Origin of the sequence: Pseudoxanthomonas sp., from assembly GCF_051953815.1 — a bacterium.
Lineage (GTDB): Bacteria > Pseudomonadota > Gammaproteobacteria > Xanthomonadales > Xanthomonadaceae > Pseudoxanthomonas_A.
Map to the genome: position 1 here is coordinate 162196 of NZ_JBQCIJ010000022.1, position 20929 is coordinate 183124.

At 66.3% G+C, this 20929-nt stretch carries 24 protein-coding genes and 1 other RNA gene; 15 read left to right on the forward strand and 10 right to left on the reverse strand.

Annotated features, from left to right (window positions below; all coding sequences use genetic code 11):
- Positions 1 to 44: 44 nt before the first annotated feature.
- Together ACTHN1_RS06050 and ACTHN1_RS06055 are read left to right on the forward strand one after the other, a co-directional pair.
- Positions 45 to 494, forward strand: coding sequence for a response regulator transcription factor (locus ACTHN1_RS06050; RefSeq protein WP_440470055.1), 450 nt, complete (start codon positions 45 to 47; stop codon positions 492 to 494).
- A 118-nt stretch (positions 495 to 612) separates the two neighbouring features.
- Positions 613 to 1149: a DUF4199 domain-containing protein gene (locus ACTHN1_RS06055; RefSeq protein WP_440470056.1), complete on the forward strand. Its 537-nt coding sequence runs from the start codon at positions 613 to 615 to the stop codon at positions 1147 to 1149.
- Between the two features lie 204 nt (positions 1150 to 1353).
- Here the strand turns inward: ACTHN1_RS06055 and ACTHN1_RS06060 are convergent, their stop codons facing one another.
- On the reverse strand, positions 1354 to 2382 hold the full coding sequence (locus ACTHN1_RS06060; RefSeq protein ID WP_440470057.1) for an MBL fold metallo-hydrolase: 1029 nt from the start codon (positions 2380 to 2382) through the stop codon (positions 1354 to 1356).
- 55 nt (positions 2383 to 2437) lie between these two features.
- Between ACTHN1_RS06060 and ACTHN1_RS06065 the strand changes: the two genes are divergently transcribed.
- Positions 2438 to 3340 (forward strand): LysR family transcriptional regulator, encoded by a 903-nt coding sequence (locus tag ACTHN1_RS06065; RefSeq protein WP_440470058.1) that lies wholly within the window; start codon positions 2438 to 2440, stop codon positions 3338 to 3340.
- Positions 3341 to 3437: 97 nt separating this feature from the next.
- On the opposite strand, the gene ACTHN1_RS06070 is transcribed toward ACTHN1_RS06065, so the two are convergent.
- The 3 genes from ACTHN1_RS06070 to fdhD form a co-directional block, all read right to left on the reverse strand.
- Positions 3438 to 3989, reverse strand: a complete 552-nt coding sequence (locus ACTHN1_RS06070; protein WP_440470059.1) for a TetR/AcrR family transcriptional regulator — start codon at positions 3987 to 3989, stop codon at positions 3438 to 3440.
- Positions 3990 to 4289: 300 nt separating this feature from the next.
- On the reverse strand, positions 4290 to 5225 hold the full coding sequence (locus ACTHN1_RS06075; protein ID WP_440470060.1) for a Dyp-type peroxidase: 936 nt from the start codon (positions 5223 to 5225) through the stop codon (positions 4290 to 4292).
- Between the two features lie 40 nt (positions 5226 to 5265).
- On the reverse strand, positions 5266 to 6108 hold the full coding sequence (fdhD, locus tag ACTHN1_RS06080) for a formate dehydrogenase accessory sulfurtransferase FdhD (RefSeq protein WP_440470061.1): 843 nt from the start codon (positions 6106 to 6108) through the stop codon (positions 5266 to 5268).
- A gap of 193 nt (positions 6109 to 6301) precedes the next feature.
- Here fdhD and ACTHN1_RS06085 point away from each other — a divergent pair, with 193 nt between their 5' ends.
- From ACTHN1_RS06085 to ACTHN1_RS06105, 5 genes are all read left to right on the forward strand, one after another.
- Entirely contained in the window at positions 6302 to 8605 is a 2304-nt protein-coding gene (locus tag ACTHN1_RS06085; RefSeq protein ID WP_440470062.1) for an FdhF/YdeP family oxidoreductase, read from the forward strand.
- Positions 8602 to 9516 (forward strand): DnaJ C-terminal domain-containing protein, encoded by a 915-nt coding sequence (locus tag ACTHN1_RS06090; protein WP_440470063.1) that lies wholly within the window; start codon positions 8602 to 8604, stop codon positions 9514 to 9516. The genes ACTHN1_RS06085 and ACTHN1_RS06090 overlap by 4 nt, the downstream gene beginning before the upstream one ends.
- The gene (locus ACTHN1_RS06095; protein ID WP_440470064.1) at positions 9513 to 9788 is read left to right on the forward strand and encodes a chaperone modulator CbpM; all 276 of its coding nucleotides are present in this window, start codon (positions 9513 to 9515) and stop codon (positions 9786 to 9788) included. Before ACTHN1_RS06090 ends, ACTHN1_RS06095 begins: the two co-directional genes overlap by 4 nt.
- A 171-nt stretch (positions 9789 to 9959) precedes the next feature.
- Positions 9960 to 10235, forward strand: coding sequence for a hypothetical protein (locus ACTHN1_RS06100; RefSeq protein WP_440470065.1), 276 nt, complete (start codon positions 9960 to 9962; stop codon positions 10233 to 10235).
- A gap of 114 nt (positions 10236 to 10349) precedes the next feature.
- Entirely contained in the window at positions 10350 to 11081 is a 732-nt protein-coding gene (locus ACTHN1_RS06105; RefSeq protein WP_440470066.1) for a DUF2306 domain-containing protein, read from the forward strand.
- Positions 11082 to 11129: 48 nt separating this feature from the next.
- Here ACTHN1_RS06105 and ACTHN1_RS06110 read toward each other — a convergent pair whose 3' ends face one another.
- On the reverse strand, positions 11130 to 11336 hold the full coding sequence (locus tag ACTHN1_RS06110; RefSeq protein WP_440470067.1) for a hypothetical protein: 207 nt from the start codon (positions 11334 to 11336) through the stop codon (positions 11130 to 11132).
- A 175-nt stretch (positions 11337 to 11511) separates the two neighbouring features.
- Here ACTHN1_RS06110 and ACTHN1_RS06115 point away from each other — a divergent pair, with 175 nt between their 5' ends.
- Positions 11512 to 12309 (forward strand): nucleotidyltransferase domain-containing protein, encoded by a 798-nt coding sequence (locus ACTHN1_RS06115; protein ID WP_440470068.1) that lies wholly within the window; start codon positions 11512 to 11514, stop codon positions 12307 to 12309.
- A gap of 103 nt (positions 12310 to 12412) precedes the next feature.
- On the opposite strand, the gene ssrA is transcribed toward ACTHN1_RS06115, so the two are convergent.
- Positions 12413 to 12766: a transfer-messenger RNA gene (ssrA, locus tag ACTHN1_RS06120) on the reverse strand.
- Between the two features lie 243 nt (positions 12767 to 13009).
- Positions 13010 to 13498 (reverse strand): SsrA-binding protein SmpB, encoded by a 489-nt coding sequence (gene smpB / locus ACTHN1_RS06125; RefSeq protein ID WP_440470069.1) that lies wholly within the window; start codon positions 13496 to 13498, stop codon positions 13010 to 13012.
- 40 nt (positions 13499 to 13538) lie between these two features.
- On the opposite strand from smpB, the gene ACTHN1_RS06130 reads away from it, so the two are divergent.
- Positions 13539 to 13967 (forward strand): type II toxin-antitoxin system RatA family toxin, encoded by a 429-nt coding sequence (locus ACTHN1_RS06130; RefSeq protein ID WP_440470070.1) that lies wholly within the window; start codon positions 13539 to 13541, stop codon positions 13965 to 13967.
- A gap of 2 nt (positions 13968 to 13969) precedes the next feature.
- Positions 13970 to 14224 carry an RnfH family protein gene (locus ACTHN1_RS06135; protein ID WP_440470071.1) on the forward strand — a complete coding sequence of 85 codons (255 nt, stop codon included), beginning with the start codon at positions 13970 to 13972 and terminating at the stop codon, positions 14222 to 14224.
- Positions 14225 to 14230: 6 nt separating this feature from the next.
- Here ACTHN1_RS06135 and ACTHN1_RS06140 read toward each other — a convergent pair whose 3' ends face one another.
- The gene (locus ACTHN1_RS06140) at positions 14231 to 14626 is read right to left on the reverse strand and encodes an outer membrane protein assembly factor BamE (protein ID WP_440470072.1); all 396 of its coding nucleotides are present in this window, start codon (positions 14624 to 14626) and stop codon (positions 14231 to 14233) included.
- A gap of 105 nt (positions 14627 to 14731) precedes the next feature.
- Here ACTHN1_RS06140 and fur point away from each other — a divergent pair, with 105 nt between their 5' ends.
- On the forward strand, positions 14732 to 15136 hold the full coding sequence (gene fur / locus ACTHN1_RS06145) for a ferric iron uptake transcriptional regulator (RefSeq protein ID WP_440470073.1): 405 nt from the start codon (positions 14732 to 14734) through the stop codon (positions 15134 to 15136).
- 99 nt (positions 15137 to 15235) lie between these two features.
- Here the strand turns inward: fur and recN are convergent, their stop codons facing one another.
- Positions 15236 to 16906 (reverse strand): DNA repair protein RecN, encoded by a 1671-nt coding sequence (recN, locus tag ACTHN1_RS06150; protein WP_440470074.1) that lies wholly within the window; start codon positions 16904 to 16906, stop codon positions 15236 to 15238.
- A gap of 83 nt (positions 16907 to 16989) precedes the next feature.
- Complete coding sequence (locus tag ACTHN1_RS06155; RefSeq protein WP_440470075.1) at positions 16990 to 17448, reverse strand: DUF2269 family protein; 459 nt, start codon at positions 17446 to 17448, stop codon at positions 16990 to 16992.
- 120 nt (positions 17449 to 17568) lie between these two features.
- On the opposite strand from ACTHN1_RS06155, the gene hrcA reads away from it, so the two are divergent.
- The 3 genes from hrcA to dnaK form a co-directional block, all read left to right on the forward strand.
- Complete coding sequence (gene hrcA / locus ACTHN1_RS06160) at positions 17569 to 18621, forward strand: heat-inducible transcriptional repressor HrcA (RefSeq protein ID WP_440470076.1); 1053 nt, start codon at positions 17569 to 17571, stop codon at positions 18619 to 18621.
- A gap of 42 nt (positions 18622 to 18663) precedes the next feature.
- Entirely contained in the window at positions 18664 to 19182 is a 519-nt protein-coding gene (grpE, locus tag ACTHN1_RS06165; protein WP_440470077.1) for a nucleotide exchange factor GrpE, read from the forward strand.
- A gap of 108 nt (positions 19183 to 19290) precedes the next feature.
- The coding region (gene dnaK / locus ACTHN1_RS06170) for a molecular chaperone DnaK (protein ID WP_440470078.1) at positions 19291 to 20929 on the forward strand (1639 nt) is incomplete at its 3' end.

The following is a 20929-nucleotide window of genomic DNA, read 5'->3' on the forward strand; positions in this document are numbered from 1 at the left end:
CCGTGGCTTTTCCCGGACCAGGGCCTGGCGGACAATCGGCCCGCATGAACCGCCGATCCGCCCGGACGCCCGCCGCCCGCTGGAAGAGAACCGCCCTGTACGGAGCGGCGCTCGCACTGGCGGCGCTGGCGCTGCAATGGCTGGATTACCAGCGGCTGGCGCGCACCCATTGGGATGATTTCTACATCGGCCTGATCGCGCTGTCGTTCCTGGCGCTGGGCATGTTCGTCGGCGCCCACCTGTTCGGCGGTCGCCGGCTTCCGGCTCCCTTCGACGGCAATCCGCAGGCGCGGGACAGCCTGGGCATCAGCGAGCGCGAGCGGACCGTGCTGCTGGAACTGGCCGCCGGCCGTTCCAACAAGGAGATCGCCCGCGAGCTGCACATCGCGCCCAGCACGGTCAAAACCCACGTCGCCCGCCTGTACGAAAAGCTGGGCGCGCGCCGGCGGACCGAGGCGGTGCGGCGCGCCCGCGAGCTGGGCCTGGTGCCCTGAACAGGCCACAGGCGTGACATCCTTTGGCGGAAACGGGGGAAATCCCCCGTTTGGCCGATGGCCGCGCAGGCGGGCGGCCGGTCCAATGAGCTCTCCTTTCCACCTGCGGGGTGCCGGCATGTTGCGCAAGATCCTTTCCTACGGCGTGGTCTCCGGCCTGATTGCCGGCGGCGTCCTGTCCCTCATCGTCCTTACCCTGGAAGGCGCCATGCCTTCCGGCTACAGCATGGCGATCGGCTACCTGACCATGCTGGTCGCCCTGAGCCTGGTATTCCTGGCCATCAAGCGCCACCGGGATCGCGATCTGGGTGGAGTGATCCGGTTCTGGCCGGCGTTCGGCCTGGGCGTGGGCGTGAGCTTCGTGGCCAGCCTGATCTACATGCTTTCCTGGGAGGCGGCGCTGGCGATCAGCGGCATGGATTTCGCAGACACCTATGCCAGGGCGATGATCGCGGCGCAGAAGGCCAAGGGCGCCAGTCCCGAGGCGCTGGCCAAGCTGGCCGCCGACATGGAAACGTTCAAGGTGCAGTACGCCAATCCGCTGTTCCGGTTGCCGATGACCTTCGTCGAGATCTTTCCGGTCGGCGTGCTGATGTCCCTGATTTCGGCGGCCATCCTGCGCAATCCCCGCGTGCTGGCGGCGCGGGGTGGGTGAGGACAAGTCCGGACCATGCGCGGGTGCGTACACCGCGTGGCACGCCATCACGACAGTGTCACTGCCGTTCATCGGAAGAACGCCACAGCCCGGAAGAGGGTGGAAGAGGGTTTTCACGCCATGTGGTGGATACGCGGTGAACAGCCATGCGCGCCTTCGAAAGGCGCGCATGGCTGAATAGATTCCGCGTTTTCCTCCCGTTGACTAGGGCAGGAGGGTCAGCGGGCGATCGTCGTAGTGGATGGGTACCCAGGCATATCCATTTCCCGAACTCCGGAGGTGGCCAATGCCGGGGAAGGGAAGATGGGGACCGGCGATCAGGGAACGCTCCGAGGCCACCAGGTCGAAGGTTCGTTCGCGCACTGCCCGGGCGCGCGAGGAATCCGTATCGAAACCAATGGTCAACGCCGGTTCGTCGAACTGGACGGTGGCGTGGATCATGTCGCCGATGAAACTGATCTTTCGGCCATCCCGCTGCAGGGTGAACACCGCACTGCCCGGGGTATGCCCGTCATGCACGGTTGCGACGATGCCAGGCACGACTTCGGACGTCCCGGAGAAGGCCTTGATCTTCCCGGCTGCGGCGTAGACGCGCAGCATCTTCTCCGCGGTTTCCGACGAAGCTGCATCCGCATGGGGAACCGAGGGCGTGGCGGGTTGCAGGTAGAAAGCCAGATCCGGAGCGCCGACATGGATGATCGCGTTGCGAAAAACAGGTTCTCCGTCCAGAACCAGTCCACCGATATGATCGATATGGGTATGGGTGATCAGGATGTCGTCGATCTGCCCGGCCTGGACGCCGGCGGCGGCCAGGCTTTCCATCAGGCGATCGGCATTCCCTCCGAACAGCGCTCCGCTCCCGGTATCGACGAGTACCCGCCGTCCGCCCAGTTCTACCAGGAAGACGTTGATCGACGTGCGCACCGGATTTTCCAGGAACTCACGCCTCAGAAGCTGATCGATGTGATCGTGCGTCGTACCATGCATCAACTTGTGCAGGTCCAGATCCACGGTGCCGGTGGACAAGGCGGTGACCCTGGCGTCGCCCAGCGCGAAGCGATAGACGCCAGCGGGCTGTTCCACGGCGACGCGTGGCTGGTCGGGTGTCCCGGCAAAGGATGAAAACGCAAGGACCATCAGGGAGGTTCCCAGGATGGCGGTGAGCAATGGAGATCGCTTCATGTGAACTGCCGGCCTCTTTTCACCGGTGATGTGTACAGGTGACAGCATCATAGGTACCGCCTTACCATGCATAAAATGCATGAGATGTATATTTGATATGCGTGAAATGGATATCCATGCCGTTGATCTGAATCTGCTGAAGTTCCTTGGCGCGCTGCTTCGCGAGCGCAGCGTCACTCGTGCGGGGCTCAGGCTAGGACTGAGCCAGCCGGCTGCCAGCCGGGCACTGGGAAGACTGCGGGTGATGTTCAAGGACAAGGTGGTCGTGCGTACGCCGACGGGCGTCGAGCCGACGCCCAGGATGCTTGCCATGGAGCCATTGCTGGACCGGCTGCTGGAAGACGTCCGCAACATCGTGGCGCCTCCACGATTCGAGCCCTCCGTTGCACAGGACCGCTTCATCATCGCCTGCATCGATCATGTCGCCTCGATGGTGTTGCCCGGACTGATCGGACGAATCGGGAAACAGGCCCCCGGCGTGAGGTTGGAAGTCTCCGTTCCGGACGGCGACAATGTCGGCGCTGTCGCACGCGGGGATGCGGATGTTGCGCTGGGAGTCTTTGACGATGACCGCCTGCCTGCGGGATTCCATCGTCGCAGGTTGTATAACGAAGACCTGGTCTGCGTGGTTCGACGGGGACACCCGCTTCTATCTTCCCGTTTGACGCTGAGCAGATTTGCCGCGCAATCCCACGTTGTGCTCTCCATCACCGGGCAGGGCAATGCCATGATCGATACGGCTCTGGCCCGCCATGGGAAGCGTCGTCGGGTGGCCGTGCGTCTGCCGCACTTTCTCGTCGCCCCGATGATCGTCGCGGCGAGCGATCTAGTGCTTTCCCTGCCCAGGCGGCTGGCCGTGCACGTGGCAAAGTCCGTTCCCATCGAACTCGTCGAACTGCCGATGAAGCTCGATACCTTTTCGCTGTCCATGATCTGGCACGAACGGACACATGGCGATCCCGCACAGGCATGGTTGCGCGGTCAGATTGTCGATGCGCTGGACAATTGAAGTCCTTGCGGGCGCGGCGTTCATGCCGGCCACATCGTTGGCGGCATGGAGACAAGGCGCCCAACCCGGGAAGTTGGTGCGGGGCGGGTAAGGGCGCCTAGACCTTGCGCAGGTAGCGCACCAGCAGGGCGGTGACCTCGTCGATGTAGGCGTCGGCGCGATCGCCCGAGACCATTTCCGGGCCCTGCACCACGGCGGCGTGGGTCAGCGCCTCCACCGTGGACACGGCGATGAACGTCGCCGTGTCCAGATCCTGCACGCGCAGCACCTCGCGGTGGGTTTCCAGGTAGCGGCGGACGAGGGTGTAGATCTCGTGTTCGATGGCTCCGACGTTCTCCAGCAGTCCCACGCGCGGCGTCTGTTCGGCCAGCACCCGGTGCAGTCTGGGGTTGATGCGGTGCGCGTCGATCATCACCCGGACCAGCTCGCGCGTGGCCGGTTCAAGCGGTTCCTGGGCCACTCGCGTCAATGCATCGCGGGTGCGTTGCATCATTTCCTGCATGTGCAGATCGATGACGCCCGCCACCAGCGCCTCCTTGCTGGGAAAGTACTGGTACAGCGAACCGATGCTGACGCCGGCGGCCTGGGCGATGCGGTTGGTGCTGGCGCGGTCGTGCGATCCCGAATGGCTGGTGGCGTTGATCGACATGGTCGATGACCGTTCTGTCGACGCGGACTTCTGGGAACGCCATCCGGGCGGCGACAAGGTTCTTTACGTGCTGGAAGGCCGCATCGCGGTGACGCTGGCGCCGGAAGGCGGGGAAACCAGCACGCTCGCGGTTAGCGCTCCCGGCGCCTGCCCTGTGCCCCGCGACGTTTGGCATCGCCTGCAACTGCTGTCACCGGGACGGATGTTGTGCGTGACGCCGAGGGCGAGGACGGAAGATCGGCCGTATCGACCGTCAACCGGGACCGGTGATCGGAAGCGGGAAACGACAATGGAGATCCGTCAATCCCCGCCGGCCGTATCCTCCAGGAACTCCGCCGAGGGCGCGAAGAACAGCGAACCGGTCACCGCCTTGCTGAAATCCAGCAGCCGATCGTAGTTGCCCGGCGGATTGCCGATGAACATGTTGTCCAGCATTTTCTCGATGCGCGAGGGCGAGCGCGCATAGCCGATGAAGTAGGTGCCGAATTCGCCCTTGGCGGTGTCGCCGAAGGACATGTTGTCGCGCAGGATTTCCAGTTCCTGCCCGTCCTCGACCAGCGAGGTCAGCGCGTTGTGAGCGTAGCTCGGCTTGGTAGCATCGTCCAGTTCGATGTTCGACAGCTTGGTGCGGCCGACGATCTTCTCCTGCTCGGCCACCGGCACCGCGTTCCAGCCGCCCAGGTCGTGCAGGTACTTCTGCACGATGACGTAGCTGCCGCCGGCGAAGGCGGCATCCTCGTCGCCGACCAGGGTGGCGTCGAGCGCGGCCTGGCCGACCGGATTCTCGGTGCCGTCGACGAAGCCGATCAGGTCGCGGTTGTCGAAATAGCTGAAACCATGCACCTCGTCCGCGCCGGTGACCGTATCGCCGAGGCGCTGCATGACCTGGGTCGCCAGTTCGAAACACAGATCCTGGCGGGCGGCGCGGATGTGCAGCAGCAGATCGCCCGGGGTGGCGACGGCATGGTGGACGCCGTGGATTTCGCGGAACGGATGCAGCTCGCGCGGGCGTGCCGCGCCGAACACGTCATCCCAGATGTCCGAACCGAATCCCATCACGCATGAGAGGGTGGCTTCGGGAACACGCGAGCCGATCGCGCGCACCAGTCCGGCCATGTCGCCGCACAGGGCGCGACAGGCCTGTACGTGCCGCGGTCCGCGCGCCAGGGTGATGACGAGGAAGATGGCGGCGCATGTCACCGGGGCGGTCACGGACTGGGCGAGAACGGCTTGCACGGAAACTCCTGTAGGCGATAGGGGGAAATGGAAACGCCCTTCAGGGGTGAACCCGCAGGCGATCCGGGAAGGTGTAGATGTTGTAACCGTCGGCGCGGGCGAAACCAACCAGGCAGACGCCGGCGCCGCGCGCCAGTTCGACGGCCAGCGCGGTGGGCGCCGAGACCGCGGCGACGAAGCCGATGCCGGCACGCGCGGCCTTGGTCACCATCTCGTAACTGGCCCGGCTGGAAATCAGCAACATGCCCGCGGCGGGGTCGTCACCCGCGCGCGCCATCGCACCGATCAGTTTGTCCAGCGCGTTGTGCCGGCCCACGTCCTCGCGGACCCGGCATATCCGACCGTCGGCGTCGGCCCAGGCGGCCGCGTGGATGGAACCGGTGGCGGTGTTCATGGGCTGGTGGTCCGCCAGCGCATCCAGCGCCCGCCGCAGCGCGGGGGCATCGAATACGCCCGCGCCATCGACCGGAGCGGGCGGCTGGACGACGTCCTCCAGTTCACGCGCGCCGCACAGGCCACAGCCGCCACGACCGGGCAAGCCACGGGCCGACTCGTCCCGGAAACGGGCGCCCGCCGTGTGCGGGGACACCGTCATTGCCAGTTCGATGCCTTCCACCCGCGGGCGGATCCCGACCTCCAGCAGTTCCTCCGGGCGGGCGATCAGCCCCTCGCTGAGCGAGAAGCCCAGGGCGAAGTCTTCCAGGTCGCAGGGGCTGGCCATCATCACCGCGAACGAGCGGCCGTTGTAGCGCATCGCGACGGGCGTTTCCTCGGCCAGCAGATCGATGGCCGTTTCCATGGTTTGCCCGCGCCGCCGCTGGATCCGCCGGGCGAGACAGCCGGGCGGGGGCGGGGGTGCGGAAGGCGCGCCGGAATCGAGCATGGTTCTCCCTCTCCGGTGGACGGGCGGACGTGGCATCGCGCCTCGGCGGCAATGCCATCGGCGCGCGTCGCAGCGTAGCTCATCCGGCATGGCGTCGGCGAGGGAAGCGGGTGTTCCGGTATCACGGCGAGGTGGAGCGCGCGGTCCTAAAGTGCTTAACTGATGGCGTCAGCCGGTCAGGGAGCGTGCGGTCATGAGCGAACAGAAACCTCCCCGTTACAAGCCGTATCACCAGCCCGCCGGGGGATGGGGCGCGGCCGCCGCCACCGCCAAGGTGTTGCTGGAACAGAGTGTCGTCGCCAAGGGCTCGCGCGCATTGCTGGCGATGAACCAGCCCGGCGGCTTCAAGTGCCCCAGCTGCGCCTTTCCCGATGCCGACCACACCAAGAAACTGGAGTTCTGCGAGAACGGGGTGAAGGCGCTGGCCTTCGAAGCCACCAAGGCACGGGTGACCCGCGAGTTCTTCGCCCGCCACAGCGTGTCCGAACTGATGGAGCAATCGGACTACTGGCTGGAGATGCAGGGCCGGCTGACCGAACCGATGCGCTACGACGCGGCGACGGATCATTACGTTCCCTGCGACTGGGACAGTGCGTTCGCGTTGATTGCCCGCCATCTGCGCGGATTGGAAAGTCCGCACCAGGCGGAGTTCTACACTTCCGGTCGCACGCCCAACGAAGCGGCGTTCCTCTATGCGATCTTCGTGCGCCAGTTCGGCACCAACAATTTCCCGGACTGTTCCAACATGTGCCACGAACCCACCAGCCGCGGCCTGCCGCCGGCGATCGGGGTGGGCAAGGGCACGGTGGTGCTGGAGGACTTCGAGCACGCCGACGCGATCTTCGTGATGGGCCAGAACACCGGAACCAACTCGCCCCGGATGATGACCCACCTGGTCGAGGCCCGGAAACGCGGCATTCCCATCGTCGTGGTCAATCCGATGCCCGAGCGCGCCCTGATCCGGTTCACCGAGCCGCAGGACGTGGTGCAGATGGCGACGTTCGGGTCCACCGAGATCGCCAGCGAGTTCGTGCATATCCGCATCGGCGGCGATCTGGCCCTGCTGAAAGGCATGATGAAGGTCGTGTTCGAACGGGAAGCGGCCGGCGAGGCCGTGCTCGATCGGGAGTTCCTGCGCGAACACACGGAAGGCCTGGAAGCCGTCCGCGCCGACGCGCTGGCGCAGGACTGGGGCGAGATCGTGCGGGTGTCGGGAGTATCGGAGGCGCAGATCCGCCGGTGCGCCGAGATCTACATCCGCGCCAAGGCGACCATCATCTGCTATGGCATGGGATTGACCCAGCACCAGCAGGGCTCGCGGCTGGTGCAGCAGGTCGCCAACCTGCTGTTCCTGCGCGGCAACTTCGGCCGGCCGGGCGCGGGCATATCGCCCATCCGCGGGCACTCCAACGTGCAGGGCGATCGCACCGTCGGCATCGACGAAAAGCCCTCTCAGGCCTATCTGGATCAGGTGCGCGAGGTGTTTGGCTTCGAACCGCCGCGCGAACACGGGCACCACACCGTCGAATCCATCGAAGCGATGATGGACGGCCGCGCCAAGGTCTTCATCGGCCTGGGCGGCAACTTCGTGCGCGCGGTACCGGACACGGATCGCGCCTACGCCGCCATGCGCAAGCTGGATCTGACCGTGGGCATCGCCACCAAGTTGAACCGGGGGCACCTGGTGCATGGCAGGGATGCGCTGATCCTGCCGGTGGTGGCGCGCTCGGAGCGCATCCGGACCGCGGCGGGCGAGCAGTTCGTCACCATCGAGGACTCGATGTCCAACATCACCGCGTCGCGCGGCGTGCTGGAACCGGTCAGTCCGGACGTGCTGCCGGAAGTGGAGATCGTGTGCCGGATGGCGCAGGCGACCCTGCCGGACAGCCGGATTCCATGGCGGGACTACATCACCGACTACGGCCTCATCCGGGATCGCATCGCGGCGGTGTATCCGTCCATCTACACCGGCTTCGCCGAACGCATCCGCGACCCGAAGGGATTCCACCTGGATGTCGCGCCGCGCCGGCGGGTCTGGCTCACGCCCAATGGCAAGGCCAACTTCCTGTTGCTGGAAGGGCTGGAGGTCAACGATCCCATCGACGATCCGTCGATGCTGCGCCTGGCCACGGTGCGTTCGCACGATCAATTCAATACCAGCATCTACAGCTACAACGATCGCTATCGCGGCGTGTACAACGATCGCATGGTGCTGTTCATGAACGAGGAGGACCGGCGCGCGCGCGGTTTGGCGCAGGAGGCACGGGTGGCGCTGGAGACTTTCAGCAACGACGGCCACCATCGAAGGGTGGAGGGGCTGACCGTGCTGGACTATCCGATGCCACGCGGCGCGGTGGCCGGCTACTACCCGGAACTGAATCCACTGCTCCCGCTGGATTACTACGATCGCATCAGCGGCACCCCCGCCGCCAAGTCGATCCCGGTCCGCGTGATCGCGATGGAATCCGGGCCGGTTTCCACGGAGGCGGGCCCGTGAGCAATCCCTATGAGGTGCTGGGCGTGTCGTCATCCGCTTCGGCCGACGAGATCAAGAAGGCGTACCGGCGCCTCGCGCGCAAACTGCACCCGGACCTCAATCCGGGCGACAAGGCAGCCGAGGAACGCTTCAAGGACGTCGCCGTCGCCTACCGCCTGCTGGGGGATGCCGAACAGCGCAAGCGCTACGACACCGGCGAGATCGACGAGACCGGCGCCGAGCGGCCGCAGCATCGCTACTACCGCGACTATGCGGGCGCCGACCACGGCCAGTCCTACGGTGATGACGCCGGCTATGGCGGCTACGCGGATTTCGCCGAGGGCGACGATCCGTTCGCCGAACTGTTGCGCCGCAGCGCCCAGGCTCGCGCGCAGCGACGCGGGCAGGACATGCACTATCGCCTGCCGATCAGCCTTGCCGACGCCATCAACGGCACCCGCACCCGGTTGACCCTGCCGACCGGCGACACCCTGGATGTCACCGTCCCGGCCGGCATCGTGCCGGGGCAGACGCTGCGGCTGCGTGGCAAGGGCGCGCCCGGCGGAGAGCAGGGCCGGGCCGGCGACGCGTTGATCGAACTGGAGGTGATGCCGGATCCGCGCTTCACCCAGGACGGCGAAGACCTGAGCCTGGAAGTGCCCATTTCGCTGCGCGAGGCGGTCCTCGGCGGACCCGTGCGCGTGCCCACGCCGACCGGCCATGTCGAGCTGAACGTGCCGCCGGGATCCGACGGCAGCAGCCGGTTGCGGGTGAAGGGTCATGGTCTGCCGCGACGTGGCGGCGGACGCGGTGACGAGTACGTCCGTCTGCGCATCGTGCTGCCCAAGGGCGGGGACGCCGAATTGAAGGACTTCGTTTCCCGATGGGACGCGGGCCAGACGCATGCCCCGCGCGAGGAGCATCCGGCATGAACATCGATGTTGAGGACTTCCTGGTCCAGTCCGGCATTCGGCGCGAAACACTGACCGTCTGGATCGAGAAGGCGTGGATCACGCCAACACAGGGCGTTGCCCGTGTCGAACTGACCGAAGTGGATGTGGCCCGGGCCTATCTGGTCCGTGATCTGTCCGACGATCTCGGCGTGAACGAGGAGGGCATCGATGTCGCCCTGCATCTCATCGATCAGATCCATGGATTGCGCCGGCTGCTGGGGCAACTGCGCAGCGAGATCAAGGGCGACTAGAATCAACGCGAGCGTCGACGACCACGCACACGTTGGCATGGCTGCTTTCCATTGCCAGCTTGTCCCAGGCGTCCATTGAACTCATCCGTACAAGAGAAACATGTCCAGTCGAGAAGAATTCCTGGCCCATCTTGGGCCGATGTGATCAACATTCATCTCAGGCCGGCCGGCTTGAACCAGGTCATCGCCCAGGCAAGGCAGCGCCCTGATGATCCTCTTGCCGACAGCGGCCCCGCCCTGGAGCGCCTGCTCGCGCTGGGCGCCGATCCCCGGGACATATGCCTGCTGATGCGCAACACCGCCTACGAGTCCGTCTTCTCCACGCTCTACGCACTGGGCGATCCCGGCGTTGATGACAATGAGGTCTTCATGCTGCACGAAGATCTGCTGTCTGCTGACCCGAGCGGGATGGAAGGGCGTCCTGGCTCCGTGTCCTGGGTGGAATAGCCGCCACCGAAGGCCGCGCCATCGGTTCCCCGCGATTGGCGGGGCGACGACGCGGCTGAATACGGGCCTTATCCATCCCCCGGGGCTCGTGTAGTCTCAGCGCATCACCAGCCGATGACACCCACCGAGATGGCGGATCCGAACCCTCCCAGTGTTTCCCGCAGCGGTTCCCGTCATCTGCGCAACGCGGCATGGGTGGTGATATGGCTGCTGGTGGCGGTCGCCGTCGGAGAATTCCTGTCCATCGCCTATCAGAAGTACACGCATCTGGACGCCGGGTCGTATGGCATGTTCTGGACACGCCGCGAATGGCTATGGACGCACATCGGCGGAGGCTTGCTGACGATCGTCTTGGGGGCCTTGCAGTTCCTGCCGCAGATTCGCCGTGGATATCCACGGTTGCACCGCTGGATCGGCCGGAGCTTTCTGCTGGGAATGCTGGTCGCCTGTGTGGGCGCGGTCGGCCTGATCCTGACCAGCCTGGCGCCGCACGCGATACGCATCGCCTTTGGCGCCACCGCGCTGGCCTGGCTGGTGACGGCCTTCATGGGCTACACCGCCATCCGCCGCGGACAGGTGACATTGCACCGGCAATGGATGATTGCCTGCTATCTGGCGACGCTGGCGCCGATTACCTTCCGGGCACTGATCCGGATTCCCGGCATGATGGATATCGCCCCGCCGATGACCATGATTCCGACGCTGCTCTGGTTGAGCTGGGCCGCGCCGCTGCTGGTGTATGGGGTGGGGTGCTTCATGATCCGCACACGGCGCGCAGCGGCCATGCGTCACGAGCGGCGTTCCGATACGCCGACCGGCGTCACTCCCGAGCCCGAATCGGCCTGAGGGCTGTTGAAGGCCTGAAGACACACCATCCCCCCTCCCGGATGACCATCATCCGTCGGATTCGGCGCGATGCTGCCAATGGAAACTGAGCAGCACGCCGATAATGGCGATGGGAATGCAGAAAACCCAGCGCAGGACGCCGGTATCGACCCATTGGATGACACCAAGGCAGACCGCCGCGGTGAGTGCCAGACCCAGATAGAACCGCCAGGACAAGAACAGATCCACGAGATCGGCCAGATCGAAAGGCGACATGCGGGTTCCTTGGCATGAAGTGTCGGTGTTGAAGATAGCAGGCGGGCCGTGGCGCGCGGCGGTCGTCCTGATTAGGCTCCGAGCCGCGAGGCTCGAGTATCGAGTATCGAGTATCGGAGCGCTTGTCTTTACGGTTGAAGCTCGTAGTCTGGGTCGCTGGCTTGGAGAAGCGGATATGACCAGCGCATTGCCCCGATTGCACCAGGAGTTTGTTGAAAGGGTCCGGGCCGAGGTTGCCCGCGACAGCCGGTTGACGGCGCTGCTCGCCGGCGGTTCCTATATCCATGGCGGGTTCGATGAGTATTCGGATCTGGATTTCGTGATTGTCGTGGACAGCGACCAATACGATGAGGTGATGGCCGAGCGCAGGCGGTTCGCGGAGAGGGCAGGCGAACTGCTGTCGGCGTTCACCGGCGAACATGTCGGCGAGCCCAGGCTTCTCATCTGCCTGTACGGACCACCGCTGCTGCATGTGGATCTGAAGTTCGTGGTTGCCGATGACCTGGACCGGCTTGTCGAGCGCCCGGCGGTTCTGTTCGCGCGCGATCCCGAAGCCATCGAAGCCCGCCTGGAGGCGGCGGCCATCCACTGGCCCGACCGGTCCCCGGAATGGTTCGAGCAGCGGGCCTGGATATGGCTGCACTATGGCGCGGCCAAGCTGCGGCGCGGTGAATTGTTCGAAGCCATGGGGATGCTCGCCTTTTTACGCGATCAGGTATTGGGCCCGATGCTTCATCGGAGGGCGGGGCGCCCACAGCGTGGCGTAAGGCGAATCGAAGGGCTGGACGGCCCGGCGAACGAATTGCTGACGCGCATGGTGCCCACGCATGAGGCGGATTCCGTGCGTGATGCGCTGTCCGCCGCCATCGATGCGTACCTGGAACTCCGCAACGACGAACCGCCACGGGAGCGGATCAATGACATGCCCGGCGCGCTCAGGCGCTATCTCGACATGGACCGGCCGATGAACTGACGGGGCCAGGCCATCGTCCTCTTCGCCGCGAGAAAGCGGGAACGTCTGCCGGGTGTCGCCAGCACCAAACAAAAGGCCCGCCGAAGCGGGCCTTTCGTCTGAATGGTGGAGGTGGGCGGAATTGAACCGCCGTCCGAAGGCACTCCATCCCCGGTACTACATGCTTATCCCCCCGTTGAGTCTCGTCCTGCGGCAGCACGGTGGGCAAAGCGCACCGCAGGACCAGCCTGTTAGAGGTTGACCGGGAGCTGACAGGCAACGGCTCCCGGCGATTCCGTGATAGTGACCCTACGCTGCGAGCACGGACACAAGCAGTTTCGGGGCTTACGCCTTAAGCGGCGAGAGCGTAGTTGTCGTCGTTGGCAACTAGAGTTTTGCCGCTGGATTTACGAGGAAAGCTGCCCCCTCGGCATGCACCAGGCAACTTTGCAACCCCCGTCGAAGCCAGTGCACCCCCGGGAGCCAGAATGTTTCCTGACCGCGACAGTGTAGGGGCGGGGTGGGGCGCTTACAAGGTTGTGACGGAGAGCCGGTCAACCGGTGGTTAGCCGGGTGACGGCCGAGGACGTCCCGCAGGAGCAGCGTGAGTCGCGATCGGGATTTCCAGCACAGGTATGTTCCCGGCACGGATGACGGGTACGTGCCCAGACTGCCTTATTCATCCGGCCGCGACTTATATCGCTCCTGCGGGAAAACCGGCTCAGGCGTCGCGGTTGTGCTGGCGCATGACGCGCGACTTTTCGCGGGCCCAGTCGCGTTCCTTGCTGGCGGCGCGCTTGTCATGGGACTGCTTGCCCTTGGCCAGGGCGATCTCGGCCTTCACCTTGTTGCCCTTCCAGTACAGCGAGGTGGGCACGAGGGTGTAGCCATCGCGTTCGACCTTGCCGATCAGGCGATCGATCTCGCGTCGGTGCAGCAGCATCTTGCGGGTACGGCGGTCGTCGGCCACCACGTGGGTGGAGGCCTGGATGAGCGGGGTGATCTGGGAACCGAACAGGAAGATCTCGCCGTGGCGAATGGTCGCGTAGGCCTCGGTGATGTTGGCCCGGCCGGCGCGGATGGCCTTGAGCTCCCAGCCCTGCAGCGCCAGTCCCGCCTCGAGGCGTTCCTCCAGGTGGTACTCGTGGCGGGCGCGCTTGTTCAACGCGATGGTGCCAGTTGCTTTATTCTTGTCCGGTTTCTTGCCCATCCGTTTATTGTCGCCGAAGGCGGAACCACAAGCGAGTCAAATGCAAACCATCCGCCGCAGCGCCCTGGTCGAACACGCCGCCAGCCGCATGTTCGACCTGGTCAACGATGTTCCCGCCTATCCCCGCCGCTTCGACTGGTGCCGTGGCGCCGAAGTCATCGAAACCGGCGAGCAGCGGCTGGTGGCCCGGCTGGATCTGGGGCTGGGCTCGCTGAGCACCTGGTTCACCACCGAAAACACCCTGGACCGCCCGCACCGCATCGACATGAAGCTGGTCGACGGGCCCTTCCGCAAGCTGCACGGGCAATGGGAATTCCACGCGCTGGACGAGAGCGCCTGCAAGGTCAGCCTGACCCTGGAATTCGAACCGTCCAGCCGCCTGCTGCTGCCGGCGCTGACCCTGGGCTTCCAGGGGCTGGCGGATCGCATGGTGGACGACTTCGTGCGCGTGGCCGACCGCGGGGAATGAGCATGCGGATCGAGGTCATCCGCGCCTGGCCGCACCGGTTCGACACGGTGACGCTGGACTTGCCGGAAGGCGCGCGGGTGGCCGATGCGGTGAGCGCGTCGGGGTTCGCCGACGATCCGGAAATCACCGGCTACGCCGTGCACGGCGTGGTGGCGCGGGCCGAGACGGACCTGCGCGACGGGGATCGGGTGGAACTGCTGAGGCCGTTGACGCTGGACCCCAAGGAGGCGCGGCGGCGGCGCGCCCGCAAGGCCTAGGCCGGCTCAGCGGCCGCCGCGGCCCTTCTTCTTGTCCTTGGCCAGGTTGGGGCCGAACTTGCGCACGTCCGAGGCCAACTGCAAATCGTTCTCGGGGAAGTATTCGCCTTCCCAGCTGGCCAGCGTGTCGCCCTGGAAGTGCAGGGTCAGGGTCTTGATGTCGGTGGTGCCGCGACGGTTGGTGCGTTCGCTGGCCGCGTAGTCCCAACGCTGGGAATGGAACGGATCGGCAATGGACGGGCTGCCGATCAGCGCCTGCACCTGCTGCTTGCTCTGGCCCACCTGCAATTGATCCACCGCCGCCTTGTCCAGCAGGTTGCCCTGGTAGATCGGCTGCTTGTAGAGGATGCCGCAGCCGGCAGTCAGGGAGGCGAGGGCGGCGACCAGCAGGAGTTTGCGCATGGGACGGCTACAGGTGGAAAACATGCCGATGATACACTTCCGGCGACCGCCGCAACCCAGCTTCAGGCAGCCGGCGCTAAACCGGTTATGAACGGAGACGCCGATATGGAATCCCAAGAACTTCGCAAGGTTGGCCTCAAGGTCACCCACCCGCGGATGCGCATCCTGGAGCTGCTGGAGCAGAAAACCTCGCAGCATCACCTCAGTGCCGAAGACATCTATCGGCAGTTGCTCGAGCACGGCGACGAGATCGGGCTGGCCACGGTATACCGGGTGCTGACCCAGTTCGAGGCCGCCGGCCTGGTGCTGAAGCACAACTTCGAGGGTGGCCAGGCCGTCTACGAACTGGATCGCGGCGGCCACCACGACCACATGGTGGACGTGGATACCGGCAAGATCATCGAGTTCGAAAGCGCGGAAATCGAGAAGCTGCAGCGCGAAATCGCCGCCAAGCACGGTTACGTGCTGGAAGAGCACTCGCTGGTGCTGTACGTGCGCAAGAAGCGCTGAGTCCGCGGCAGCCGCGACCCCATCGGGCAACGGGTGGGCACGGCCACCCGGCCATGCCCCGTGAAACACAAGCCCGCACGAAGCCGGTGACCGGCGCCCTCAGCCCGCGACGTCGGCCAGCAGACGCTTGGCCGCGGCGTGGGCTTCCTTGCTGACCTCGACCCCGCCGAGCATGCGCGCCAGTTCCTCTTCGCGCTGGCGGGCGGTCAGGACTTCGACCGCGCTCTGGGTCATGCCGTCGACCGGCGCCTTGCTGACCCGGTAATGGGCGTGACCCTGGGCGGCGACCTGGGGCAGGTGGGTCACGCACAGGACCTGTCGCTGGGCGCCGAGCGCGCGCAATTTCTTGCCGACGATGTCGGCGACCGCGCCGCCGATGCCCGAGTCCACCTCGTCGAAGACCATGGTCGGCACCGCGTCCACGCCGAGCGCGGCGACCTCGATGGCCAGCGAGATGCGCGAGAGTTCGCCGCCGGAGGCGACCTTGCGAAGCGGCCGCGGCGGCTGGCCGGCGTTGGCGCCGACCAGGAATTCGACCCGCTCGGCGCCGGCGGGGTCCGGGCGGTCGCCTTCGTTGGCTTCCAGCGCGATCTCGAACCGGCCGCCGCCCATGCCCAGCTCGGCGATGAGCGCCGTGGTGGTCTTGCCCAGTTCGCGGGCGGCCCGCTGGCGGCTGCGGCTGAGTCTGGCGGCCGCGGTCTTCCAAACCTCGCGGGCGGCCTCGATTTCCTTGTTGAGGCCGAGCAGGCGTTCGCCGGCCCCGCGCAGCCCATCCAGTTCGGCGGCGATGGCGTCGCGCACCCGCGCCAGATCGTCCGGGGTGGTGCGGTGCTTGCGGGCCAGGTCGTGGATGCGGCCCAGCCGCAGTTCCAGTTCTTCAAACTGCTCCGGATCCGCGTCCAGATCGTCGCGGACCTGGCCGAGCAGGCCGAGCGCTTCCTCGATCTGGATGTTGGCGCTTTCCAGCATGCCGTCGATCTCGGCCAGCCGGGGCTCGTGCTGGGCCAGCCGGGCCAGCTCGCCCCGGGTCTGCTGCAACTGCCGCGACAGGGAAGGCGATTCGTCGCCGCCCAGCCGCGCCAGCGCCGCGTCGCAGGCCTGGATGAGGCCGGTGGCGTGGGCCTGGCGACGGTGGCCGGCGATCAGGTTCTCGATACTGGCTGGCGCGAGGTCCTCGCGCGCCAGTTCGCCGAGCTGGTGTTCCAGGTAGTTGATGCGGTCGGACACGTCGCCCTGGCGCGAGAGATGCTCGCGCTCCTGCAACAGTTCGGACCAGCGCGCCGCCGCCGTCGCCACCGCCTGCCGTTCGGCCGCGTTGCGCGCGTAGCCGTCGAGCAGATCACGCTGGCTGGCCTTGTCCATCAACGCCTGGTGTTCGTGCTGGCCGTGGATTTCCACCAGCCGTCCGGCCAGATCCGACAACTGGCCGAGGGTGACGCTGCGGCCGTTGATCCAGGCGCGCGACCCGCCGTCGGCGCGGATGACCCGGCGCAACTGGCAGGCCAGTTCGTCGTCCAGTTCCTGTTCGCGCAGCCACGCCTGCGCCGGGGCGTTGGCGTCGATGGCGAATTCGGCCGACAGTTCGGCGCGTTCGGCGCCGTGGCGGACCACGCCGCTGTCGGCGCGAAGGCCGGACAGGAATCCCAGGGCATCCACCAGCAACGACTTGCCGGCGCCGGTTTCACCGGAAATGACGGTCATGCCGGGGCCGAATTCCAGTTCGGTGGCGCGGACGACGGCGAAATCCTTGATCGCGAGGTGTCTGAGCATGCTCGTATTGTAAGGGCCAGCCATGACACGCATGGCACGCGGCGGCAGCATCGGCGGGCGCCGTCGCAGGAACCGAGACGGCGCTACGCGGGCACCTTCAGCACCATCGCGGCGAGGGCCAGCCAGGCCGGCAGCAGGCTGGCGATGCCGATGCGGTTCCAGCGCCGCAGCAGCGGCGCGCAGTCTTCCCAGCCGATTCCCTCGCGGGCGGCCAGCACCCGCAGGCGGTGCTGGAGCGGGGCCAACGCCGCGAACACCAGCCCGGACAGCACGAACAGGCCGACGCCCCAGGCGATCCAACCCGTGCGCAGCACCGGCCAGCCGCCCTGCCAGGCGGCCAGGCCGCCGCTGGCGATGATCACCATCACCGCCGGCAGGGTGAACACGCGATCGCCGCGGATGACCCCGGCCATCGCGTCCGCCAGCCGCGGCGGGGAACGGTGGCGTGCGGCGTGGCGCACCCAGAACACGCCGATGGTGATGTTGCCGAGGAACAGCACCAAGGCCACCACGTGCAGCAGTTTGAACAGCAGGTAGACCATGGCGGCGGGCCCGGTCCGGGAGGGACGCCCATTGACCCGCATCCGCCGGCGCGGGCCAAGTGGCCGGAAGTCACTTCAACGCTTGCGGTCGCGAGGCGATGCCGCTATCTATTCGCGATGATGGCCGCACCCGCCGACACCCCGCTGGACCCCCGCGCCCGCCAGTTGCTGCGGGCGCTGATCTCCCGTTACATCCGCGACGGCGAGCCGGTCGGCTCGCAGACCCTGGCCCGCCACGGCGGCCTGGATGTCAGCCCCGCCACCATCCGCAACATCCTGGCGGAACTGGAGGAAGTGGGCCTGCTGAGCTCGCCGCATACCTCCGCCGGACGGGTGCCGACCGCGCAGGGCTACCGGGTGTTCGTGGACAGCCTGGTGCAGGTGAAATCGCTGGGCGAGGGCGAGATCACCCGCCTGCGCGCCGAACTGCCGGCCGGCGCGGGCACCCAGGCCCTGCTGGGCAATGCCTCGGAACTGTTGTCGGCGATGACCCATTTCGTCGGGGTGGTGAGCGCGCCCCGGCGCGAGCAGTTCGCCTTCCGCTACATCGATTTCGTGCCCTTGGACGGCCGCCGGGTGATGGCGATCCTGGTGTTCGCCGACAACGACGTGCAGAACCGGGTCATCGAACCGCGCCGGACCTACGACCGCTCCGAACTGGAGCGGATCGCCAATTATCTGAACACCCATTTCGCCGGCCGCCCGCTGGCCGACATCCGCGCCACCCTGCTGCGGGAGCTGCGCGCCGCCCGCAGCGAGATGGAGGGCCTGCTGGCCGAGGCGGTGGACCTGGCCGAGCAGGCGCTGGTCCCGCCGGGCGACGACGTGGTGCTGGCCGGGCAGACCCGGCTGATGAGCGTGCAGGACTTGTCCGACCTGGAACGCCTGCGGGATCTGTTCGAGACCTTCGCCCGCAAGCGCGAGATCCTGCAGCTGCTGGAGCGGACCCTGCGCGCCCCCGGGGTGCGCATCTTCATCGGCGAGGACACCGGCCTGGCCCGCCACGACAGCGTCTCGGTGGTCACCGCCCCGTACATGGCCGGCGGCCAGGTGCTGGGCGTGCTGGGGGTGATCGGACCCACCCGGATGGCCTACGACCGGGTGATCCCGGTGGTGCAGGCGGCCGCCGATGCGCTGGGCGCCGCCTTGAATCCCGACAGCCCGGCCCAATAAGTTGCCTGTCATGCGGCAGGAACCGCCGCGACGGGACCCGAGATGAGCCAAAACGAACACGATTCCGAACTGGGCCAGACGCCCGAACCGCAAGAAACCGACAACCCGCTGATCGCCGAACTGGAAACGCTCCGCAATGAGCTGGACCAGCTGCGGGCCGCCTCGCTGCTGGAGCGGGCCGACCTGGAGAACCAGCGCAAGCGGGTGGCGCGCGACATCGAGATGGCGCGCAAGTTCGCCAATGAACGCCTGCTGGGCGACCTGCTGCCGGTCTTCGACAGCCTGGACGCCGGGCTGGCGGCGGCCGCTGGCGAGGCCAATCCGCTGCGCGAGGGGCTGGAGCTGACCTACAAGCAATTGCTGAAGGTCGCCGGCGACAACGGCCTGACCGTGCTTGATCCGGTCGGCGCCGCGTTCAATCCGGAACACCACCAGGCCATCAGCCAGGTCGACGCCCCCGGCACCGCCCCGGGCAGCGTGGTGCAGGTGTTCCAGAAGGGCTACCTGCTCAACGACCGCCTGCTGCGTCCCGCGCTGGTGGTGGTGGCCAGGCAGGACTGAACACCCGGGCCGGCCGCGCTTGAACCGCGCCGGCCGGACCCCACATCCAGACCATCCCCGGCGCAGCGCCGGACCAAGACAGACACTTTTTAGGGAGCGAACCCGACAATGGGCAAGATCATTGGCATCGACCTGGGCACGACCAATTCGTGCGTGGCGATCATGGAAGGCGGCAAGGCACGCGTCATCGAGAATTCCGAAGGTGACCGTACCACCCCCTCCATCGTCGCCTACACCAAGGACGGCGAAGTCCTGGTGGGCGCCTCGGCCAAGCGCCAGGCCGTCACCAACCCCAAGAACACCTTCTTCGCGGTGAAGCGCCTGATCGGCCGCAAGTTCACCGACGCCGAAGTGCAGAAGGACATCGGCCTGGTGCCGTATTCCATCGTCCAGCACGACAACGGCGACGCCTGGGTGGCCACCGCCGACGGCAAGAAGCTGTCCGCGCAGGAAATCTCCGCGCGCATCCTGGAGAAGATGAAGAAGACCGCCGAAGCCTTCCTGGGCGAGACGGTGACCGAAGCGGTCATCACCGTGCCGGCCTACTTCAACGACAGCCAGCGCCAGGCGACCAAGGACGCCGGCAAGATCGCCGGCCTGGACGTCAAGCGCATCATCAACGAGCCGACCGCGGCCGCGCTGGCCTATGGCCTGGACAAGGCCGACGGCACCGATCGCAAGATCGCCGTGTACGACCTGGGCGGCGGCACCTTCGACGTGTCGATCATCGAGATCGCCAACGTCGACGGCGAGAAGCAGTTCGAAGTGCTGGCCACCAACGGCGACACCTTCCTGGGCGGCGAAGACTTCGACAAGCGCGTCATCGACTATCTGGTGGAAGAGTTCCAGAAGGACCAGGGCATCGACCTGCGCAAGGATCCGCTGGCCCTGCAGCGCCTGAAGGACGCCGCCGAGCGCGCCAAGATCGAGCTGTCCTCCAGCCACCAGACCGAGGTCAACCTGCCGTACGTGACCGCCGATGCCTCCGGTCCGAAGCACCTGAACATCAAGCTCACCCGCGCCAAGCTCGAGGCGCTGGTCGAGGATCTGGTCAAACGCACCATCGACCCGTGCCGCACGGCACTGAACGATGCCAACTTGCGTGTGTCCGACATCAACGAGGTGATCCTCGTCGGTGGCCAGACCCGCATGCCGAAGGTGCAGGAGTCGGTCAAGGACTTCTTCGGCAAGGAGCCGCGCAAGGACGTCAACCCGGACGAGGCCGTTGCCGTGGGTGCGGCGATCCAGGGCGGCGTGCTGGGCGGTTCGGTCAAGGACGTGCTGCTGCTCGACGTCACCCCGCTGTCGCTGGGTATCGAGACGATGGGCGGCGTGATGACCAAGCTGATCGAGAAGAACACCACGGTGCCGACCAAGGCTTCGCAGACCTTCTCCACCGCCGACGATAACCAGACCGCGGTGACCGTGCACGTGCTGCAGGGTGAGCGCGAGCGCGCCAGCGCGAACAAGTCGCTGGGCAAGTTCGACCTGCAGGGCATCGAGCCGGCGCCGCGCGGCATGCCGCAGATCGAGGTCACCTTCGACATCGACGCCAACGGCATCCTGCACGTGTCGGCCAAGGACAAGAAGACCGGCAAGGAACAGAAGATCGAGATCAAGGCCGGCTCGGGCCTCAGCGAGGACGAGATCCAGCGCATGGTGCGCGACGCCGAGGCGAACAAGGAAGAAGACAAGAAGTTCCACGAGCTGATCGGCGCGCGCAACAAGGCCGACCAGCTGGTGCACG

Bases quoted from the DNA above. Each gene is read 5' to 3' on its own strand.
- ACTHN1_RS06050 (WP_440470055.1), top strand. From the start codon at position 45: ATGAACCGCCGATCCGCCCGGACGCCCGCCGCCCGCTGGAAGAGAACC.
- ACTHN1_RS06055 (WP_440470056.1), top strand. From the start codon at position 613: ATGTTGCGCAAGATCCTTTCCTACGGCGTGGTCTCCGGCCTGATTGCC.
- ACTHN1_RS06060 (WP_440470057.1), bottom strand. From the start codon at position 2,382: ATGATGCTGTCACCTGTACACATCACCGGTGAAAAGAGGCCGGCAGTT.
- ACTHN1_RS06065 (WP_440470058.1), top strand. From the start codon at position 2,438: ATGGATATCCATGCCGTTGATCTGAATCTGCTGAAGTTCCTTGGCGCG.
- ACTHN1_RS06070 (WP_440470059.1), bottom strand. From the start codon at position 3,989: ATGTCGATCAACGCCACCAGCCATTCGGGATCGCACGACCGCGCCAGC.
- fdhD (WP_440470061.1), bottom strand. From the start codon at position 6,108: ATGCTCGATTCCGGCGCGCCTTCCGCACCCCCGCCCCCGCCCGGCTGT.
- ACTHN1_RS06085 (WP_440470062.1), top strand. From the start codon at position 6,302: ATGAGCGAACAGAAACCTCCCCGTTACAAGCCGTATCACCAGCCCGCC.
- ACTHN1_RS06095 (WP_440470064.1), top strand. From the start codon at position 9,513: ATGAACATCGATGTTGAGGACTTCCTGGTCCAGTCCGGCATTCGGCGC.
- ACTHN1_RS06105 (WP_440470066.1), top strand. From the start codon at position 10,350: ATGACACCCACCGAGATGGCGGATCCGAACCCTCCCAGTGTTTCCCGC.
- ACTHN1_RS06110 (WP_440470067.1), bottom strand. From the start codon at position 11,336: ATGTCGCCTTTCGATCTGGCCGATCTCGTGGATCTGTTCTTGTCCTGG.
- ACTHN1_RS06115 (WP_440470068.1), top strand. From the start codon at position 11,512: ATGACCAGCGCATTGCCCCGATTGCACCAGGAGTTTGTTGAAAGGGTC.
- smpB (WP_440470069.1), bottom strand. From the start codon at position 13,498: ATGGGCAAGAAACCGGACAAGAATAAAGCAACTGGCACCATCGCGTTG.
- ACTHN1_RS06130 (WP_440470070.1), top strand. From the start codon at position 13,539: ATGCAAACCATCCGCCGCAGCGCCCTGGTCGAACACGCCGCCAGCCGC.
- ACTHN1_RS06135 (WP_440470071.1), top strand. From the start codon at position 13,970: ATGCGGATCGAGGTCATCCGCGCCTGGCCGCACCGGTTCGACACGGTG.
- ACTHN1_RS06140 (WP_440470072.1), bottom strand. From the start codon at position 14,626: ATGCGCAAACTCCTGCTGGTCGCCGCCCTCGCCTCCCTGACTGCCGGC.
- fur (WP_440470073.1), top strand. From the start codon at position 14,732: ATGGAATCCCAAGAACTTCGCAAGGTTGGCCTCAAGGTCACCCACCCG.
- recN (WP_440470074.1), bottom strand. From the start codon at position 16,906: ATGCTCAGACACCTCGCGATCAAGGATTTCGCCGTCGTCCGCGCCACC.
- ACTHN1_RS06155 (WP_440470075.1), bottom strand. From the start codon at position 17,448: ATGGTCTACCTGCTGTTCAAACTGCTGCACGTGGTGGCCTTGGTGCTG.
- hrcA (WP_440470076.1), top strand. From the start codon at position 17,569: ATGGCCGCACCCGCCGACACCCCGCTGGACCCCCGCGCCCGCCAGTTG.
- grpE (WP_440470077.1), top strand. From the start codon at position 18,664: ATGAGCCAAAACGAACACGATTCCGAACTGGGCCAGACGCCCGAACCG.